Consider the following 19,008-nt stretch of genomic DNA (forward strand, 5'->3'; position numbering starts at 1 on the left):
AGGGAGAGGGGATAGATCATGGCCGTAATGCCGATTTTTTCTCCATCCCGACCCGTTGTTTATTCTTATTTACATATCCCCGCGCTATGCTTAATACCAACTTATTTCATGGATTTATGATTGATGTCGGTATTAAAGAAAAACAGCGCCAGACAGCGCGACCAGGAACGCGCGCGACTTATCTGGCTTCTCACGACCGATAAGGCGGTCACGTCTACGTTATTAGGCAAACTCACCCTGGCTGAGCAATATGATGTCGGCACGTTAGCCGACGATATTGCTGAGGTAGGGGCGCTGGTTGCGCATTTACCCCCACCTGACCTGGCGGACACCCTGGAAGCGCTTCCCTCGGAAGAGCGTCACGCTCTGTGGCGGCTGGTACAGGACCACGAGCGCGGGCAGGTGCTGCTTGAGGCCTCGGAAAACGTCTGGGATGACCTCATTGATGAGATGAGCGACCGGGACATCCTCGACGCCCTGCAAACGCTGGATATCGACGAGCAGATTTACCTGGTCCAGCACCTGCCGCGAAACCTGACCGGTCGCCTGCTGGCTTCCCTGCCTGCCGATGAACGGGCGCGGGTACGTCAGGTGATGCACTATGAGAAAAACAGCGTCGGCGCGATTATGGAGTTCGGGGTTATCACCGTTCGTCCTGACGTCACGCTCGGTACCGTCCAGCGCTACCTGCGTCGCCTGGGCAGGATGCCGGACAACACCGATAAACTGTTTGTCACCTCGCGGGATAAAACCCTGCTCGGCGAGCTGGAGCTGAAAACCATCCTGCTTAACAGCACCCAGCGGAAGGTGAGCGAGGTGATGGAAAACGAGCCGATGGTCTTCTCCCCGGAAGACGATGCGGAAAAAGCGGCGCGTACCTTCGAACGTGATGACCTCGTGAGCGCGGCGGTTGTCGATTCCGTCGGCAAACTGATGGGGCGTCTGACCATCGATGAGATCGTTGACGTTGTTTATGAAGAAACCGATAACGACCTGCGCGCCCTTGGGGGGATCAGCGCCGAAGACGATGTCCATGCCTCCGTCGGCAAGGCGGTCAAAACCCGCTGGGCCTGGCTTGCCATAAATTTATGTACCGCGTTCATCGCCTCCCGCGTGATTGATGGCTTTGAACATACCATTTCGCAACTGGTGGCTTTAGCCTCGCTGATGCCGATTGTGGCCGGGATTGGCGGTAACACCGGCAACCAGACCATTACTATGATCGTCCGCGCGCTGGCGCTGGAGAACATTCAGCCGGGTAACTTCGCCTTTCTGATTTTCAGAGAGATGGGCGTGGCGCTGATTAACGGCCTGGTATGGGGCGGCATTATGGGCGGCATCACCTGGTGGCTATATGACGATATGGCGTTAGGTGGAGTAATGATGCTGGCGATGGTGTTGAATCTGCTGGTGGCATCGATGATGGGGGTTATTATTCCGTTAACAATGACCAAACTGGGGCGCGACCCCGCTGTGGGGTCGAGCGTGATGATCACCGCCATCACCGATACCGGCGGTTTCTTTATTTTTCTTGGCCTGGCAACGATTTTTCTGCTTTAAGCCGACGCTTAACGCGGGCGGGAAGCAGCGCCATAACGATGATCCCGCCCAGTACGCCAATCGCCAGGTTGCCCGTTGATACCGTGGCGGCCACGGTGACCAGCATGACCACCGTTTCCGCAATCGGGGCATTTTTTACGGTTGCAGGCTGGAGGCTGTGCCAGCTGAACGTTTTAATGGCGACAATCGCCATGATCCCGGCCAGCACCGCCATCGGGATTTTGGCCATTACGTCACTGAGCGCTGTCACCAGAACCAGCAGCACGATGCCCGCCGCAAGGGTTGAAATGCGGCTTCGTCCTTTCCCCATCTCGACGTTGACGATGGTTTGTCCGATCATCGCGCAGCCCGCAATGCCACCGTAAAAACCGGACAGAATATTCCCCACGCCCAGCCCGATGCTCTCACGGCGCTTGCTCGACGGCGTTGCGGTCAGCTCATCCACCAGCTTTGCCGTAAGCAGGGATTCCAGCAGGCCGACGAAGGCGATACTCAGCGCGCACGGCCAGATAATGCTCAGCGTCTGTAAATTCAGCGGTACCCGCAATTCGGTAAGCCCCGGTAAACCGCCACTTATCGCGCCTTCATCACCCACGGTCGGCAGGATTTGACCGGTGCTCACGGTATACAGCGTCAACACCACAATGGCGATCAGCGGCGAAGGGACACTTTTGATGTAGCGCGGTACCCACAGCACAATCAGCACCGTCAGCATAAACAGGCCTACAATCAGCGGGCTTCGGCTCCAGAAGTGGGGAACCTGGGCGAAGAAAATCAATATACCGAGCGCGTTAACAAACCCGGTCATGACGGCCTGCGGGATAAAGCGCATCAGACGGGCCATGCCCGATACCCCGAACAGGATCTGAATCACGCCAGCCATCAGCACCGCCGGCAGAATGTACTGCACGCCGTGCTGATGCACCATTGGGCCAATGACCAGCGCGACGGAGCCGGCCGCTGCCGTGACCATCGCCGGACGACCACCCAGTACGGACAGGGCGAGACACAGCACCACAGAGGCAAAAAGGCTGACCTTTGGATCAACGCCCGCAACCACGGAAAATGAAATCACTTCAGGGATCAGCGCCAGAGCGGTAATCACCCCCGCCAGCGTTTCACGCATCAGACGTTTGGGTGAGCTGAGGACCGTGCTGACGTGGCCTTCGCGGGGTAAAGCAGGTTGGGGTAAGGACATAACACTTCGCTGGTTAGGGCAGGCTTCCGTGCGCGCGATCACAAAGTGCAGGATAGTAGCCAGAAAAAGCGCCTATTGCCAGCCGCCAGCGTAATCCCCCACAAACAATCCATCATTAAATTTCACAATTACAATAATTTCGTAACCTTTAAACAATATTTAAAAGTTGTTACCGTGCCCCCGCAGCTTTTTTCACCTGCAATTTCCACGCATCAAGCACTTTTACACTAAGGCATAAATTATGAAAAAAATGACTGCCATGCTCTTTTCTCTGGCCGTGGGGCTTAACACCGTCTCTATGGCGGCGAAAGCTGACGCACCAAAAGAGCAGGAAACGGACGTCCTTTTAATTGGTGGCGGTATCATGAGCGCCACGCTGGGAACCTATCTGCAGGAACTGCAGCCGGACTGGTCAATGACCATGGTCGAGCGCCTCGATGGCGTGGCGCAGGAGAGTTCGAACGGCTGGAATAACGCCGGTACCGGACATTCGGCACTCATGGAACTGAACTATACGCCGCAGAAAAAGGACGGTTCCATTAGTATCGAGAAGGCGGTAGAGATCAACGAAGCATTCCAGATTTCTCGCCAGTTCTGGTCTCACCAGGTCAACAACGGCGTGCTGCACGATCCGCACTCCTTCATCAACACCGTACCGCACATGAGCTTTGTGTGGGGCGAGCAGAACGTCAACTTCCTGCGCGCGCGCTACGCTGCTCTGCAGCAGAGCACGCTGTTCCGCGGCATGAAATACTCTGAAGATCACGCGCAGATCAAAGAATGGGCTCCGCTGGTCATGGAAGGTCGTGATCCGAACCAGAAAGTGGCGGCGACCCGCACTGAGATTGGTACCGACGTCAACTACGGTGAAATCACCCGTCAGCTGGTAGCCTCTCTGAAGAAGAAAGAGAACTTCAACCTGCAGCTCAGCACCGAAGTGCGTGGCTTCAAGCGCAACGCGGACAACAGCTGGAGCGTGACCGTTGCCGATCTGAAAAATAACGAAGCTGAGCACGTCATCAAGGCGAAGTTTGTCTTTATTGGTGCGGGTGGTGCCGCGCTGAAACTGCTGCAGGAGTCCGGTATTCCGGAAGCTGACGACTATGCGGGCTTCCCGGTGGGCGGTCAGTTCCTGGTGTCCGATAATCCGGAAGTGGTGAATCGCCATCTGGCAAAAGTGTACGGCCAGGCTTCCGTAGGCGCACCTCCGATGTCCGTGCCGCACATCGACACCCGCATGCTTGACGGCAAACGCGTGGTGCTGTTTGGACCGTTCGCAACCTTCTCCACCAAGTTCCTGAAAAATGGCTCCCTGTGGGATCTGCTGAGCGCCACGACCACGTCTAACGTCAAGCCGATGATGGATGTCGGTCTGGATAACTTCGACCTGGTGAAATACCTGATTAGCCAGGTGATGCTCTCAGACGAAGAACGCTTTGAAGCGCTGAAAGAGTACTATCCGCAGGCGAAAAAAGAAGACTGGCGTTTGTGGCAGGCGGGTCAGCGCGTACAGATCATCAAACGCGATCCGAAAGAAGGTGGCGTGCTGCGTCTGGGTACCGAAGTGGTAAGCGATAAGGACGGCACCATTGCCGCGCTGCTGGGGGCGTCCCCGGGAGCATCTACTGCTGCGCCAATCATGCTGCACCTGATGGAAAAAGTGTTTAAAGATAAAGTTTCCAGCCCGGAATGGCAGGCGAAGCTGAAAACGATTATTCCATCCTACGGCACGAAGCTGAACGGTAACGTGGACGCGACGGAGCAGGAGCTGGAATACACCAGCCGCGTACTGCAACTGCAATACGTCAAACCGCAGGCTGCTGCAGATGCCGCACCAAAAGCGGAGCTGAAGGCTCAGCCGGAAAACAAACCGGTTGCGGATATCGCGCTGTAAGGTAAAAGCAAAACGGCAACATACGTTGCCGTTTTTCGTGTTTTCTCCCTCTCCCGGTGGGAGAGGGTTGCGGTGAGGGCGCCAGAGCGCACCCGACCTGGTTTTAACGTACTACCGCCTGGCCGACATTCTCTTCAGCCTTCCACACGCGGTATTTCACCTCGACGTTTTCAGGTGTATAGACCACAATCGGCAGCTTGCTGTTGTAGCGGATCAGGCTGTTATCACCCAGATACGCCGTCACAAATTTCTTCTCTTTCTTGCCGTCCGGGCAGGCCATCATGGTGGAGACCGGAGAGGTCACTTTATCAAAGACGTAATAGTCATAACCCCAGCCTTCCAGCGTTTTGCTTTCAAGCTGGCCACCCAGACGGTGCTGGTTGCAATCCACTTCCAGCGTCTTGCCAATTAACAGTTCCACTTTGAAATTGGCTTCATCCTGCTGAACCGGCAGTTGAATCACCTGACGCTTCATCCCTTTCTCTGCTTTCGGATACGGGGCGACTTTTTCCAGCGGCTGTTCTTTTGGGGTTTCGCTGGCAAAAGCACTGGCGCTGGCGCACGCGGCGGCGATCAGAGCGATGGCAAATTTAGGTGCGTTTTTCATTGTCATTCCTTTATGTCAAAACGAGCAGAACCAGATTAGCATAACAATTCTGAATGATTAGCTTCATTTACTTACATTTTCAATATGAGTAGCGTAATAAACTACGATTTTGCCAGAGAATTGGTTTTTTGTGCTGGAATGGAATCGGGCGGCAGATCGTGTTATTTTATTCCTCACATAATGTTATTCATCTGTGAAGGGAAGAGAGATGGTTCGTGCAAAACTGAAAACACCTGAAGGCCGTAAGTTCCTCCTGGCGCTGCTGGTGGTCTTTATGATTGCTGCTGCGTGCGTGGGGCGGGCAACCATTGTGGGTGTGATCGAACAGTACAATATCCCCCTCTCAGCCTGGACAACCAGCATGTACGTGCTGCAATCGGCAATGATCTTCGTCTATAGCCTGGTGTTCACCGTTCTGCTGGCCATACCGCTGGGTATTTTTTTCCTGGGCGGACGCGAGAAGCACTAAGTACCGATTCACGATAACTAAGCCATCCTGCGGGGTGGCTTTTTTTATGCCTGACGATATTTTACCTGCGCTTCCAGGATATTCTGTTTTGAGCAAAATGTTCTACATACAGCAGGAGATGCGTAATGTTATCCCGGTTTGCAACGCTCAGCCGGATCCCGAAAGGCGTCTGGGTTGTCGGTGGGGTCAGTATGTTGATGGATATCTCCTCGGAGATCATTCACAGCCTGCTCCCGCTGTTTATGGTGACGACGCTCGGAGCCAGCGTGATTTTCATCGGTTTGATTGAAGGGCTGGCCGAAGCCACTGCGCTGTTTATCAAAGTGTTTTCCGGGGCAATTAGCGACTATCTGGGTAAACGTAAAGGGCTGGCGGTACTGGGATATGGTCTTGGCGCGCTAAGTAAACCGTTGTTTGCTATTGCGTCTTCGTCCGGCATGATTCTGGGGGCACGCTTAATCGACCGGGTAGGGAAGGGGATACGCGGTGCACCGCGTGATGCGCTGGTCGCTGACGTCACGCCACCGGAACTCCGCGGTGCGGCCTTTGGTCTGCGTCAGTCGATGGACACCATCGGCGCATTTCTCGGCCCGCTGCTGGCCGTAGGCCTGATGCTACTGTGGAATGATGATTTTCGAACTATTTTCTGGATTGCGGTTATCCCCGGTGTACTTGCCGTTGCCCTGCTTTTCTTCGGGCTGCATGAGCCGAAAACGCCTGTTGAACATAAACGCACGAATCCCATCAAAAAAGAGAACCTCAGGCGCCTGGGTAAAGGCTGCTGGTGGGTGATTGGGTTAGGCGCTGTCTTCACACTCGCCCGTTTCAGTGAGGCATTTCTGGTCCTTCGTGCCCAGCAGTCCGGGGTGCCGCTGGCGCTCATTCCGCTGGTGATGGTGGCCATGAATCTGCTCTATTTCCTCTCAGCCTATCCGTTTGGCAAGTTATCCGACGTCATGAGCCACACCCGGTTACTGCAGTGGGGACTGGTGGTGCTGATAGGGGCGGACATTGTGCTTGCGCTGAGCACCCACTGGGCGGGCATTATTTTAGGGGTTGCGCTTTGGGGCGTGCATATGGGGATGACGCAAGGATTGCTGGCGGCAATGATTGCGAAAACTGCGCCAGCGGATTTGCGCGGCACGGCTTTCGGTATTTTTAGCCTGGTCAGCGGTGTTGGGTTGTTAATCGCCAGCGTGCTAGCCGGTGTTATTTGGGAAACGTTTGGTGCGGAATATACATTTTATGCCGGAGCGGTGATTTGCCTGGTTACACTGGTGTATCTGCGCAAAACGCCGGACGAGGCGCAATAAAAAACCAGCCATAAAAGGCTGGTTTTCAATGTATTTTTGGTCGGCACGAGAGGATTTGAACCTCCGACCCCCGACACCCCATGACGGTGCGCTACCAGGCTGCGCTACGTGCCGACGCATAGAAAGCATACTACTCGATTCCGTTTCGAATGCAAGGGAATCTGTCGCTAACTGGTTTATAATTAATCAGTTAGCGATAAAGCGCTTCTCATCCGTCAGGATCTGCAGCAGCAGACTCAACTGCGGTTTCTGGTCTTTCAACCGCTCCCCTTCGAGATTATAGGTCTGATAATTGCCGTTGCTGTTCAGCACCAGCGTCAGCTTCGGTGTGGTTACCACCAGCGTGTCATTCCCGGCAGCCGTGACCCAGTTATGGCGGCGCGCGGCGCTAAAGAGATCCTGCCCCTGCGAATACTCGTTTGCAGGCGTGCTGACGTGCAGCAGACGTTGCATCAGGGTGGTCATGACATCTTTATGCTCGGTGAGCATATTGATGCGCTGAGCCGGGGTGCCCGGCCAGTGGATCACCAGCGGAACCTGCAGGTTCGGACGTGACCAGTTCATACTCTTCGTTTCGTCACCCAGCGGGACGCCATGGCCAGCGGTCACGATCACCACGGTGTTCTCCAGCTTGCCCGACTCACGTAGCGCGTCAAGTACGCGAGCTATCTGCGCATCAACATTGCCCGCCGCGCGGCCATAGCGGCGCGTAAAGTCATTTTTATTGCTGTTGGCAAGCGTGGTGCCGTTAAAGGCCACCCATGAGAACCAGCGGTTATCTTCCTGAGCGTAGCGCTGCAGCCAGTTTATCCACTGGCTGGCGGTCTGCGCATCGGACTGGTCCTGCGCTGGCGGCAGTGAGAAATCTGACAGCAGCGCCTGGCGGTAGAGCGGGCTGTTAAAGCCATCTGATGAGAACAGCCCCAGTTGATAACCTTGCTGATTCAGCCCGGTGATCAGCGCCGCAGGTATGCGGCTCGACAGCACGCCATCCATATATCCGGCTGAAATACCATAGAAGAGGCCAAAGATGCCCGCATCGGTTGAGTTACCGGAACTCATATGCTGAGTAAACGTGACGTTTTGACTGGCGAATTCAGCCAGCGCAGGCATCTGCTTCTCGTAACGGGAGTAGTTCAGGCCATCGACGGTGATCAGCAGGACGTTTTGCCCGCGACCCATATCACGATAACGCAGATCGCTCAGAGGATACTGAACGCTGACGGCTTCCGGATTCCCCTGTTCGACCAGACGGCGCTGATACTCCTGGGCATCAAGCAGGCCGTGTTTCTCGAGGAAGCGGCGGGCCGTCATTGGATAGGAGAGCGGCAGGTTGGCGCGCTGCATCGTAATAGGGCGATAGAAGTTCGCATCCGCCCAGATATACATGATGTGCGAACTGATAAACGAGACGAAAAAGAGCGTGGCGACAGGCTTCGCGTAATGGCGTCGCCGGGTCAGACTGCGAAGTTTTTGCCAGCTCCAGGTGGCAAACAGCATCTCAATCAACAGGATCACCGGGACGCTGATAAACATCAGTTGCCAGTCACGGGCCGTTTCGTTCTGGTCGGGGTTAATCACCAGTTCCCAGACGATGGGGTTAAGATGCAGGTGGAAGCGGGTGAACACTTCACTGTCGATAAGCAGCAGCGTTATCCCCACCGTCGCAAGGATGGCGGACAAGAACCGCATGAGACGCTGCGACATGACGATAAACGTCAGGGGGAACAGGATCAGCAGATAGGTGGCGAAAACCAAAAAGCTAAAGTGACCAACAACACTCATCCAGGAGTAGATCCGCCCGGTTAGCGTTGTGGGCCAGTCTGCGACAAACAGATAACGACAGCCAATCACCGTCGCCAGCAGAATGTTGAACAGGGCAAACCAGTGCCCCCAGCTGACCATCTGGGAGACTTTTTCACGGTAGCGCTGACGATTCGTCACCATAAACTGTTGTTCGTATCCCTTAATGGGCCTGGTCGTTGCTGACGGATGACTGTAAAGCCTGGGCGAAAGATTTTGCGATCGCCTGACGCTGAGCCGGAGCAACGCTGGTGTTAATAAGGTTGGTGACCATATTTCCCAAAACCATCAGGGAGAGATCGGTCGGTGTTTTATGTTTTTCCAGTACGTTGACCAGCTCACTGAGCAGTTGTTCAACGTGTTCATCACTGTAGCGGGAATGTTGTGGCATAAATCAAAATCAGTTTGTTGATGAAAGGGCAACATATTACCGTAGCAACAGCTTTTTTTCCCCTTTTTTATCTGTTGTTGCACACATGCCCTGGTGGTGGTTGAATACCGCCCGGTCTAAAAGGAGAGTTTATCATGAGTCTGGAAATCAACCAGATTGCCTTGCACCAGCTTATCAAGCGTGATGAGCAAACCCTTGAAGTGGTGCTGCGCGATTCGTTACTGGAACCCACGGCGACCGTTGTGGAGATGATGGCAGAGCTGCATCGCGTCTACAGCGCCAAAAATAAAGCCTACGGTCTGTTCAGCGAAGAGAGTGAACTGGCTGATAGCCTGCGTCTGCAGCGTCAGGGCGAAGAGGATTTCCTGGCGTTTAGCCGCGCCGCAACCGGGCGTCTGCGCGACGAACTGGCCAAATATCCCTTCGCCGACGGCGGGATCGTTCTGTTCTGCCACTACCGCTACCTGGCGGTTGAGTATCTGCTGGTCACCGTGCTGAATAACTTAAGCAGCATGCGCGTGAACGAGCAGCTGGATATCAGCTCCACCCATTATCTGGACATCAACCATGCGGATATTGTGGCGCGCATTGATTTGACCGAGTGGGAAACGAACCCGGAATCGACCCGCTACCTGACTTTCCTGAAAGGGCGTGTGGGCCGCAAAGTGGCGGATTTCTTCATGGACTTCCTCGGTGCCAGCGAAGGTCTTAACGCCAAAGCGCAAAACAAAGGGCTGCTCCAGGCGGTTGACGACTTCACGGCTGAAGCACAGCTTGATAAATCTGAGCGTCAGAACGTACGTCAGCAGGTTTACAGCTACTGCAACGAACAGCTGCAGGCAGGGGAAGAAATTGAGCTGGAGTCGCTGTCCAAAGAGCTGGCAGGTGTGAGTGAAGTCAGCTTCCAGGAATTCACTGCGGATAAAGGCTATGAGCTTGAAGAGAGCTTCCCGGCGGATCGCAGCACGTTGCGTCAGTTAACCAAATTTGCCGGCAGCGGCGGTGGGTTAACCATCAACTTTGACGCGATGCTGCTGGGTGAACGCATTTTCTGGGATCCGGCCACCGATACGCTGACCATCAAAGGGACGCCGCCGAACCTGCGCGATCAGCTTCAGCGCCGCACCTCTGGCGGGAAATAACAGCCATAAAAAAACCCCGCAGAAGCGGGGTTTTTTTCGACAGGTTTGCGATTACGCGCGAACGAAGTCGATGTGAGTCAGTTTTGGCTTGAACGCGTGACGCTGAACAGCCTGAACTTTCACTTTTTCTTCTTTACCGCCAACAACGATGGTCAGAACTTCGCTGTAGAATTCAGCTTTGGTCTGCAGGTTCCACAGTTTGTCGTGATCCAGTTCGATTGCAACTGGAGCAGCTTCGCCACCGTAAACGATAGCCGGGAACTTGTTAGCGGCACGCAGGCGGCGGCTCGCACCCTTACCCTGCACGTTACGTACTTCTGCTTCGATAGTAAACATTGATTTCTCTCTGTATTTAAAACCCTACTACAGGCGACCCAGCAGCAGGTGAGTGTTCTGCCTCACGGATGTGAAGCGGGCGGCATTTTATACTCAAATGCCCCGCACATCAATGAAAAGTCCCCTAACCGCGCAATTCGTTAGCGCGACGGAAGCGACCTTCATAGTCAAAGAGTTTCTCACGCACCTGCCAGAACTGGCCTTTCTTACGGGCGACCACAAAATCCGGATGGCGCAACAGCCCCTGCTGGCGCACGATATCGGCCACGGTTATCCAGCGCAGGGGGATGCCCGGCGTGCGGGTATGCGGGCGGATAAACAGCTGTTCGAAGGCCGTGCGCTGGGCGGGCGTCTGGACCCGGAAACGCTCACTCACGTCCGCCCCGTCCTCGTCGTAATAGGTGATTTTCAGCCACTCACCTTTTTCATCGGCGCCGGGCTGCAGTGCCATGCCCGAGCAGCGCAGCACCAGGGCATCTTTCAGCTTTAGCGCCGCTTTCAGCATGTCATCCGGGTCAACCAGCACCGTGTCGCATTCCCGACAGCGGCGGGCGGCTATGTCGTTTTCGGCATTGCACTGTGGGCAGTTTTTGAAGCGGAAACGGAAATCGCACTGCTCGCGGTGCCCCTCATCATCTTCAAACCAGCCCTGGCAGCGGCGGCCAAAATGTTCGATCAGCGTGCCGTCAGCGGTGGTTTTGCCCCAGAAGGTGTTGGCAAACCCGCAGGCGGGGCAAAAAACCTGTACGGGGACGTTGTCGCTTTTCCCTTTGGGCGCCCCGACTTCAGGGGTATAGATATCGTGCGGGTTGCCGGCATAGTCCAGAATCAGACAGTCGGTTTTGCCCGGCGCCAGTCGCAGGCCGCGACCCACAATCTGCTGATACAGGCTGACTGATTCGGTCGGGCGCAAAATGGCGATCAGGTCGACGTGCGGCGCGTCAAAGCCGGTGGTCAACACCGACACGTTCACCAGATAGCGGAACTGCTGGGCTTTAAAGGCCTCAATCAGCCCGTCACGCTCCGGGCCGGGCGTCTCACCGGTGATGAGCGCCGCGTCGCCAGAGGGCAGTAAGCCGGTGATTTCTCGTGCGTGCTCAACGGTGGCGGCAAAGATCATCACCCCTTTGCGCGTCGCGGCGAACTCCTCAATCTGGCTGATGATGTGCGGCGTAATACGCTTTTGCTTTTTCAGCTCCTGGTTAAGATCCGCTTCGCTGAATAAGCCGTTGCTCTGCGCCTGCAGACGGCTGAAGTCGTACTGCACCACCGGCATATCCAGCCGTTCAGGCGGTGTCAGGTAGCCATGTTTAATCATATAGCGCAGCGGAAGTTCGTAAATGCAGTCGCTAAACAGGGCCTTGTCATCCCCGCGCACCATGCCGTGATAATGGTAGCGGTAGATCCAGCCTTTACCGAGACGAAACGGGGTTGCCGTCAGGCCCAGAAGGCGTAAGTGAGGGTTCACCTCTTTGAGGTGAGTGAGGATTTGCTGATACTGGCTGTCGTTATCATCACTGATGCGGTGACATTCGTCGACAATCAGCAGCGAAAATTCGCTGCGAAACAGGTCGAGATTGCGGGCCACCGACTGCACGCTGCCAAAGACCACTTTGCCGCGGCTCTCTTTACGCTTGAGTCCGGCGGCGAAAATGTCGGCGTCCAGTCCCAGTGCGCAATATTTGGCATGGTTCTGCGCAACGAGTTCTTTAACGTGCGCCAGAACCAGCACGCGGCCACGCGCCAGGCGCGCCAGCTCGGCGATCACCAGGCTTTTGCCTGCACCGGTCGGCAGCACAATCGCCGCCGGCTCGCGATGTTTACGGAACCAGGCGAGGGTGGCGTCAACGGCCTCCTGCTGATAGGGTCGAAGTGTAAAAGTCATGGGGTCTCGGTTTCGTTATTCCGCACATAGTATGCCACGAAACTTTTTCCCTTGAGTGGCGCAACCAGACCATTATACTGAGCCGTTCCAGACTGCGTCTTTTTCGGACCTGTTGTCCGAGTTCCAGCACCATTAAGGCTAAAAAGATTTCATGCGACTTGATAAGTTTATCGCTCAGCAACTCGGCGTAAGCCGCGCTATTGCCGGGCGCGAAATTCGCGCCAGCCGCGTTACCGTGGATGGCGACATTGTGAGAGACAGCGCGTTCAAACTGCAACCTGACCATCAGGTTGAGTATGACGGCAATCCGCTGACCCAGCAGCACGGCCCGCGTTATTTCATGCTCAATAAGCCGGAAGGCTATGTTTGCTCTACGGACGATCCGGATCACCCGACGGTGCTCTATTTCCTCGACGAACCGGTTGCGCATAAGCTGCATGCCGCCGGGCGACTCGATATCGACACCACGGGGCTGGTGCTGATGACCGACGACGGACAGTGGTCTCACCGCATCACCTCTCCGCGCCACCACTGCGAAAAAACCTATCTGGTGACGCTGGAGTCTCCGGTTGCGGATGGCACGGCAGAGCAATTCGCGAAAGGCGTCCAGCTGCATAATGAAAAAGATCTGACCAAACCCGCCGTGCTCGAGGTGATCACGCCGACCGAAGTCCGCCTGACCATCAGTGAAGGGCGCTATCATCAGGTAAAACGTATGTTTGCCGCGGTGGGGAACCACGTCGTGGGCCTGCATCGCGAACGGATTGGTGCGATTGAACTTGATCCCGACCTGGCGCCAGGCGAATACCGCCCGTTAACGGAAGAAGAGATCGCCAGCGTCGGTCTGCCTTCGCACTAATTTCAGGAGAACTCTGTGACCACCAGGCCACACTCGTCGTTCAAAATTGTTTTCATTCTTGGCCTGCTGGCCATGCTGATGCCGCTGTCTATCGATATGTACCTGCCTGCGCTGCCGGTCATTTCGGCGCAGTTTGGCGTCCCGGCGGGCAGTGCGCAGATGACGCTCAGCACCTATATTCTCGGCTTTGCCCTCGGCCAGCTGTTTTATGGCCCGATGGCGGACAGCCTTGGACGTAAGCCCGTCATTCTGGGCGGGACGCTGGTCTTTGCGGTTGCTGCGGTTGCCTGTGCGCTGGCGCAGACGATTGATCATCTGATTATCATGCGCTTCTTCCACGGTCTGGCGGCGGCGGCAGCAAGCGTGGTGATTAATGCGCTGATGCGCGATATCTACCCGAAAGAAGAGTTCTCCCGCATGATGTCGTTTGTGATGCTGGTGACGACGATTGCGCCGCTGGTGGCCCCGATGGCTGGTGGTGCGGTACTGGTGTGGTTTAGCTGGCATATGATTTTCTGGATCCTGGCCCTGGCCGCGCTGCTGGCCTCGGCGATGATTTTCTTCTTTATTGATGAAACGCTTCCAGTCGAGCGCCGTCAGAAATTCCATATTCGCACTACAATCGGCAACTTTGCTTCGCTGTTTCGTCATAAGCGCGTGCTGAGCTATATGCTGGCGAGCGGGTTCAGCTTCGCCGGTATGTTCTCCTTCCTGAGCGCCGGACCGTTTGTTTACATTGAACTGAACCACGTCTCACCGCAGCACTTTGGCTATTACTTTGCGCTCAACATCGTCTTCCTGTTTATCATGACCATCATCAACAGCCGTTTTGTCCGGCGGGTGGGGGCGCTGAACATGTTCCGCGCCGGTCTGTGGATCCAGTTTGTGATGGCCGTCTGGCTGGTCGTGAGCGCGTTTCTGGGCGTGGGCTTTTGGGCGCTGGTCGTTGGCGTGGCGGCCTTTGTCGGCTGCGTGGCGATGGTGTCATCGAATGCGATGGCGGTGATCCTGGATGAGTTCCCGCACATGGCAGGCACCGCGTCATCCCTGGCGGGGACATTCCGCTTCGGTATCGGTGCGATCGTCGGGGCGTTACTGGCTATGGCCACCTTCAGTACGGCATGGCCAATGCTGTGGGCGATGGCTTTTTGCGCAACCAGCTCAATCCTTTTCTATCTTTACGCCAGTCGACCACGAAAAGCGGCTCACTGATTTACAGAGAAGGCCCGGCAGGGCCTTTTTTGTTGATACATATCAACCAAACCCGTGTTCGTTTACCCCGTGTTTGTTTATTTTATGTAAAATCTATTTGTGTAAAAAGTCACATCATTGTATTCAAAAAGGTTGAGTTAGATCGCAGAAACGGGTACATATAGCGCCGACGCGAGCCTGGAAACGAATAAAAAGCGCTGAATAGTGCAGGCTGGCGATGATGTGTTACTATAAATGTAAATAAATTGTGAAGTGAATTTTACTTCCGGGGAACGAACGTGAATACATTACAACTCTCCATTGTCCATCGCTTGCCTCAGAGCTATCGCTGGTCGGCGGGTTTTGCAGGTTCGAAAGTTGAACCGATTCCGCAAAACGTCGCGGGCTGCGAGAATTGCCTGGTGGCACTCAAACTGCTGAGCCCGAGCGACGAAAATGCATGGCGGGTGATGGAACGTCTGAGCCAGGCCCTGACCGATATCGAAGTGGACAGCTCCGTGCTGGAGTGCGAAGGCGAGCCGTGCCTGTTTGTGAAAAGCCAGGACGAGTTTGCAGCCACCTGCCGTCTGAAGAATTTTGGCGTTGCTATTGCTGAGCCTTTCTCTGGCCAGTACCCCTTCTGAGCGCTAGTCTGCCGACAACAGCTGGCGCGTGTAGCGCTGCGTTGGCGCGGTGAATACGCGCTGGCACTCACCCTGCTCGACCACTTCTCCCTGTCGCAACACAATCACCTGATGGCACAGCGCCCTCACCACCTGTAGATCATGGCTGATAAAGATATAGGCCAGCCGGTGTTTTTCCTGTAACCCCTTGAGCAGCGCCAGGATCTGCGCCTGTACGGTCCTGTCCAGAGAGGACGTTGGTTCGTCCAGAATAATCAGCTCTGGTTTCAGGATCAGCGCGCGGGCAATCGCGATACGCTGGCGCTGCCCGCCGGAGAATTCAGCCGGATAGCGGTGACGCGTCTCGGGATCTAAACCTACTTCAACCATTACCCGCATGACCTCCTGCTCGCGCTGCTGAGCACTCAGGGCGGGCTGATGCACGCGCAGGCCCTCTTCGACGATCTGTAACACGCTGAGCCGCGGGTTAAGCGAGGAGTTGGGATCCTGAAAAACCACCTGCATGCGTGGACGAACGGGCAGCATCTGCCGCCGGTTCCAGCGGTGCAGCGGCATGCCGTCAAAGAGGATCTCGCCCTGCGAGGCAATTAAGCGCAGCAGCGCCAGACCGGTGGTGCTTTTACCCGAACCGGATTCGCCCACAAGCCCCAGGGATTCGCCAGGACGCAGCGAGAAGCGGAGGTTTTTCAGCACCGGGTTTCGATCGACAATGCGCCGCAAAATACCTTTGCGGATCGGGAACGAGACGGACAGATCCTCAACGCGCAACAGCGGCGCGCTGTCCGCATCGAGAGGAACCGGATCGCCGGCGGGTTCGCTGTCGAGCAGGCGCTGCGTATAAGGATGCTGTGGCGCGTTCAGCAGCGTGGAGGCGATATTCTGTTCCACACATCGCCCGTTTTGCATTACCGCGACGCTGTCGGCCAGCTTTTTCACAATGCTCAGGTTGTGCGTGATAAACAGCAGGCTCATATTGAGTTCGTCACGCAGCTCCCGCAACAGCGTTAATATTTGAGCCTGTACCGTCACGTCGAGCGCCGTTGTGGGCTCGTCGGCTATCAGCAGTTCCGGGCGCGTGAGCAGGGCCATGGCAATCATCACGCGCTGGCGTTCGCCGCCGGAGAGCTGGTGCGGAAAATCATTGAGCCGTTTGGCCGCATTGCGTATGCCTGTTCGCTCAAGACAATCCAGAATTTCTCCCCGCGCCGCCTCTTTGCGCATCCCCCGGTGCAGGGAGAGCACTTCATAGAGCTGTTTTTCCAGGCTGTGCAGCGGGTTGAGCGAAACCATCGGCTCCTGGAAGATCATGGCGATTTTGTTGCCGCGAATGCCCCGCAGGGTGTGTTCATCGGCATGCAGCAGTGAACTGCCGTGAAACAGAATATCCCCTTGCGGGTAGCTCACCGGCGGAGACGGCAGCAGGCGCAGGATGGAAAGGGCAGATACGCTCTTGCCGGACCCCGATTCCCCCACCAGGGCCAGCGTTTCACCGCGCTGGATCTGCAGCGACAGATCGGTGACCACGGTGCGCGTCTCGCCCTGCGTTGAAAAAGCAATCGACAGGTTATCAATACTGAGAAGAGGCTGGGTCATCTTATACCGCCTTGTTAGGGTCGAAGGCATCGCGCACGGCTTCGCCAATAAAAATCAGCAGTGAAAGCAGCACGGCCACGGAGAGAAAAGCGGCGATGCCTAACCACGGCGCCTGCAGGTTGTTCTTACCCTGCAGCAGCAGTTCGCCGAGCGACGGCGAACCCAGCGGGAGACCAAAGCCCAGGAAATCGAGTGAGGTGAGGGTAGTGATGGAGCTGCACAGAATAAACGGCAGGAAGGTGAGTGTGGCTACCACGGCATTCGGCAGCATATGGCGGAAGATGATCCCGCGATCGCTGACCCCAAGCGCCTGCGCGGCACGAATATAGTCGAAATTGCGGGTACGCAGGAATTCCGCGCGCACGACGCCTACCAGTGCCATCCAGCCGAACAGGACGGTGATGCCTAACAGCCACCAGAAGCCGGGCTGTACCACGCTGGAGAGCAGAATGATGAGAAACAGCGTTGGCATGCCTGACCAGACTTCAATCACCCGCTGGCCCCAGAGGTCGATTTTTCCCCCGTAGTAGCCCTGAACGGCACCCGCCACGACGCCCAGCACGCTGGAGAAAATGGTCAGCATCAGCCCAAAGAGAAGCGAAATACGGGTGCCATACAGGATGCGCGCCAGCACGTCGCCACCGTTGGCATCCGTTCCCAGCCAGTTTTGCGCGGAGGGCGGAGAAGGGAAGGGGGTCGTCGTGGCGAAGTTAATGCTGTTTGCGCCAAAGCGCACCGGGGCCCAAAGCGCCCAGCCGTGTTGCTCAATCTGCTGGCGAAGCCACGGATCCTGATACTCCGCCGGCGTGGCAAATGGGCCGCCAAAGTCGCTTTCGTTGTAACTGACCAGAACAGGCACGTACCAGCGGTCATTAAAATGCACCAGCAACGGCTTATCGTTAGCGATCAGTTCCGAAAACATGCTCAACACAAATAGCACGGCAAAGATCCACAGCGACCAGTAGCCACGGCGGTTGTGGCGAAAGCGGGCCCAGCGGGCCTGGTTGACGGGGCTTAAACGCGGCATCAGCGGCCCTCAAAATCGATTCGAGGATCGACCAGCGTATAGCTGATATCGCTGACAATATTCAGCAGCAGGCCAATCAGGGTGAAAATATAGAGCGTGCCAAACATTACCGGATAATCACGCGACACGGTGGCCTCATAGCCCAGCAGACCCAGGCCGTTGAGCGAGAACATCACCTCTATCAGCAGCGAGCCGGTAAAAAACATACTGATGAACGTGGCTGGAAATCCGGCGATCACCAGCAGCATGGCGTTGCGGAACACGTGTTTCCACATGATCTGCTTTTCGCTCACGCCCTTGGCGCGGGCGGTGACGACGTACTGCTTACGAATTTCATCGAGAAAGGCGTTTTTGGTCAACATGGTCAGGGCGGCAAACCCGCCTATGACGGTGGCCAGAACCGGCAGGGTGATATGCCAGAGATAGTCGGTTATTTTCTGGTACCAGGGCAACGTGCTGAAATCGGCGGAGACGAGCCCTCGCAGTGGGAAGAGGTCAAAATAACTTCCCCCGGCAAAAAAGACGATCAGCAGGACGGCAAACAGAAACGCCGGAATGGCATAGCCGATGATGATGAATGTGCTGCTCCAGATATCAAAGCGGCTGCCGTTATAAACTGCTTTGCGGATCCCGAGCGGAATCGAGACCAGATAGATGATCAGCGTTCCCCATAGCCCCAGCGTTATCGAAACCGGCAGGCTCTGCTTAATCAACGTCAACACTGACGCGCTGCGAAACAGACTGTCGCCGAAATCAAAGCGGATGTAATCCCAGAGCATTTTGAAATAGCGCTCGTGAATCGGTTTGTCAAAGCCGTAGCGATGGGTGATCTCGGCGATCACCTCCGGATCCAGACCGCGTCCGCCGCGGTAATGGCTTTCGCTTATATTCCCCACGCCGGTTCGCGCATGGCTCGCGCCCATGCCTTCACCGCCCCCGCCGGGCATGCCGCCGCTGTTGCCAAATTCAATGGCGGCAATCGCCTGATCGACCGGCCCACCGGGGGCGATTTGCACGATAAAAAAGTTAATCGTGATGATGGCCCACAGGGTGGGGATGACCAGCAGCAGACGGCGGAGAAGATACGCACCCATGA

Annotated in this window: 18 protein-coding genes and 1 tRNA gene; 9 read left to right on the plus strand and 10 right to left on the minus strand. The window is 55.9% G+C overall.

Annotated features, from left to right (window positions below; translation table 11 throughout):
• Both C5687_RS25090 and mgtE read left to right on the plus strand, forming a co-directional pair.
• On the plus strand, positions 1–203 hold a 203-nt coding region (locus C5687_RS25090; RefSeq protein WP_238380490.1), incomplete at its 5' end, for a hypothetical protein.
• Positions 124–1,560 carry a magnesium transporter gene (mgtE, locus tag C5687_RS16455; protein ID WP_025756298.1) on the plus strand — a complete coding sequence of 479 codons (1,437 nt, stop codon included), beginning with the start codon at positions 124–126 and terminating at the stop codon, positions 1,558–1,560. The genes C5687_RS25090 and mgtE, both read left to right, overlap by 80 nt.
• On the opposite strand, the gene C5687_RS16460 is transcribed toward mgtE, so the two are convergent.
• Positions 1,523–2,812 (minus strand): SulP family inorganic anion transporter, encoded by a 1,290-nt coding sequence (locus tag C5687_RS16460; RefSeq protein WP_104557390.1) that lies wholly within the window; start codon positions 2,810–2,812, stop codon positions 1,523–1,525. The two genes, mgtE and C5687_RS16460, sit on opposite strands and share 38 nt — an antisense overlap.
• Before the next feature lie 187 nt (positions 2,813–2,999).
• On the opposite strand from C5687_RS16460, the gene mqo reads away from it, so the two are divergent.
• Positions 3,000–4,652: a malate dehydrogenase (quinone) gene (gene mqo, locus C5687_RS16465; protein ID WP_025756297.1), complete on the plus strand. Its 1,653-nt coding sequence runs from the start codon at positions 3,000–3,002 to the stop codon at positions 4,650–4,652.
• A gap of 103 nt (positions 4,653–4,755) precedes the next feature.
• Here mqo and eco read toward each other — a convergent pair whose 3' ends face one another.
• Positions 4,756–5,259 carry a serine protease inhibitor ecotin gene (eco, locus tag C5687_RS16470; RefSeq protein WP_025756296.1) on the minus strand — a complete coding sequence of 168 codons (504 nt, stop codon included), beginning with the start codon at positions 5,257–5,259 and terminating at the stop codon, positions 4,756–4,758.
• A 208-nt stretch (positions 5,260–5,467) separates the two neighbouring features.
• Here eco and C5687_RS16475 point away from each other — a divergent pair, with 208 nt between their 5' ends.
• Positions 5,468–5,728, plus strand: a complete 261-nt coding sequence (locus tag C5687_RS16475; RefSeq protein WP_008500962.1) for a DUF2534 family protein — start codon at positions 5,468–5,470, stop codon at positions 5,726–5,728.
• A gap of 125 nt (positions 5,729–5,853) precedes the next feature.
• Positions 5,854–7,041 carry an MFS transporter gene (locus C5687_RS16480; protein ID WP_025756295.1) on the plus strand — a complete coding sequence of 396 codons (1,188 nt, stop codon included), beginning with the start codon at positions 5,854–5,856 and terminating at the stop codon, positions 7,039–7,041.
• Between the two features lie 37 nt (positions 7,042–7,078).
• On the opposite strand, the gene C5687_RS16485 is transcribed toward C5687_RS16480, so the two are convergent.
• The 3 genes from C5687_RS16485 to C5687_RS16495 all read right to left on the minus strand — a co-directional run bounded on the left by C5687_RS16485 (position 7,079) and on the right by C5687_RS16495 (position 9,235).
• Positions 7,079–7,155 (minus strand) — tRNA-Pro (locus tag C5687_RS16485).
• 72 nt (positions 7,156–7,227) lie between these two features.
• Complete coding sequence (yejM, locus tag C5687_RS16490) at positions 7,228–8,988, minus strand: LPS biosynthesis-modulating metalloenzyme YejM (RefSeq protein ID WP_104557391.1); 1,761 nt, start codon at positions 8,986–8,988, stop codon at positions 7,228–7,230.
• A gap of 19 nt (positions 8,989–9,007) precedes the next feature.
• On the minus strand, positions 9,008–9,235 hold the full coding sequence (locus tag C5687_RS16495; RefSeq protein ID WP_014884596.1) for a YejL family protein: 228 nt from the start codon (positions 9,233–9,235) through the stop codon (positions 9,008–9,010).
• 134 nt (positions 9,236–9,369) lie between these two features.
• Here C5687_RS16495 and yejK point away from each other — a divergent pair, with 134 nt between their 5' ends.
• Positions 9,370–10,377, plus strand: a complete 1,008-nt coding sequence (gene yejK, locus C5687_RS16500; RefSeq protein WP_047346586.1) for a nucleoid-associated protein YejK — start codon at positions 9,370–9,372, stop codon at positions 10,375–10,377.
• A gap of 51 nt (positions 10,378–10,428) precedes the next feature.
• Here yejK and rplY read toward each other — a convergent pair whose 3' ends face one another.
• Together rplY and radD are read right to left on the minus strand one after the other, a co-directional pair.
• Positions 10,429–10,713, minus strand: a complete 285-nt coding sequence (gene rplY / locus C5687_RS16505) for a 50S ribosomal protein L25 (protein WP_025756288.1) — start codon at positions 10,711–10,713, stop codon at positions 10,429–10,431.
• 124 nt (positions 10,714–10,837) lie between these two features.
• Positions 10,838–12,598 (minus strand): DNA repair helicase RadD, encoded by a 1,761-nt coding sequence (gene radD, locus C5687_RS16510; RefSeq protein WP_047959127.1) that lies wholly within the window; start codon positions 12,596–12,598, stop codon positions 10,838–10,840.
• A gap of 151 nt (positions 12,599–12,749) precedes the next feature.
• Here radD and rsuA point away from each other — a divergent pair, with 151 nt between their 5' ends.
• The 3 genes from rsuA to C5687_RS16530 all read left to right on the plus strand — a co-directional run bounded on the left by rsuA (position 12,750) and on the right by C5687_RS16530 (position 15,292).
• The gene (rsuA, locus tag C5687_RS16515; protein ID WP_047959126.1) at positions 12,750–13,457 is read left to right on the plus strand and encodes a 16S rRNA pseudouridine(516) synthase RsuA; all 708 of its coding nucleotides are present in this window, start codon (positions 12,750–12,752) and stop codon (positions 13,455–13,457) included.
• Positions 13,458–13,472: 15 nt separating this feature from the next.
• Entirely contained in the window at positions 13,473–14,669 is a 1,197-nt protein-coding gene (locus C5687_RS16520; RefSeq protein WP_045285143.1) for a Bcr/CflA family multidrug efflux MFS transporter, read from the plus strand.
• 278 nt (positions 14,670–14,947) lie between these two features.
• Positions 14,948–15,292 carry a YejG family protein gene (locus C5687_RS16530; RefSeq protein WP_008500952.1) on the plus strand — a complete coding sequence of 115 codons (345 nt, stop codon included), beginning with the start codon at positions 14,948–14,950 and terminating at the stop codon, positions 15,290–15,292.
• Positions 15,293–15,295: 3 nt separating this feature from the next.
• Here the strand turns inward: C5687_RS16530 and yejF are convergent, their stop codons facing one another.
• From yejF to C5687_RS16545, 3 genes are read right to left on the minus strand one after another with little or no spacing between them, the layout of a single operon-like run.
• Positions 15,296–16,885, minus strand: coding sequence for a microcin C ABC transporter ATP-binding protein YejF (yejF, locus tag C5687_RS16535; protein ID WP_059385225.1), 1,590 nt, complete (start codon positions 16,883–16,885; stop codon positions 15,296–15,298).
• 1 nt (position 16,886) lies between these two features.
• Complete coding sequence (locus C5687_RS16540) at positions 16,887–17,912, minus strand: ABC transporter permease (protein ID WP_025756283.1); 1,026 nt, start codon at positions 17,910–17,912, stop codon at positions 16,887–16,889.
• The gene (locus tag C5687_RS16545) at positions 17,912–19,006 is read right to left on the minus strand and encodes a microcin C ABC transporter permease YejB (protein ID WP_059385226.1); all 1,095 of its coding nucleotides are present in this window, start codon (positions 19,004–19,006) and stop codon (positions 17,912–17,914) included. Before C5687_RS16545 ends, C5687_RS16540 begins: the two co-directional genes overlap by 1 nt.
• Positions 19,007–19,008: the final 2 nt, after the last annotated feature.

The sequence above is a fragment of the Enterobacter sichuanensis genome (assembly GCF_002939185.1).
In the GTDB taxonomy this organism is placed as follows: Bacteria; Pseudomonadota; Gammaproteobacteria; order Enterobacterales; family Enterobacteriaceae; genus Enterobacter; species Enterobacter sichuanensis.